The 287-nt window shown below is 48.8% G+C and carries 1 pseudogene; it reads left to right on the forward strand.

The features are described 5' to 3' along the window. Window positions 1-183, forward strand: a pseudogene (locus tag PZE06_RS29080) (spore coat protein CotD); the annotation flags it as partial. Window positions 184-287: the final 104 nt, after the last annotated feature.

Consider the following 287-nt stretch of genomic DNA (forward strand, 5'->3'; position numbering starts at 1 on the left):
ATGAATATGGGACCAGGACCTAGTGTTGCTGGGGCATTCTCGCCTGCTCCAGGGCCAATGCTCAGACAAGTAGCGGGTGCCTATTCACCAGGATCAGCCCCTGGTCAAGTAGCAGGTGCATTTGCTCCAAACATGCCTGCTCCTGGATCACCAGGATTCCGTAAACCAGGATTTGGGCGTTAAAATTTGCTAAACCACTCCCAATCTAGAAGACCTCACCAAAAATTGGTGGGGCAACATTTCATTCCCATCTAATTCATCCCGTATTTCCCCAACAATTTCAGATA

It is taken from the genome of Robertmurraya sp. DFI.2.37, assembly GCF_029211245.1.
GTDB lineage: Bacteria > Bacillota > Bacilli > Bacillales > Cytobacillaceae > Robertmurraya > Robertmurraya methanolica_A.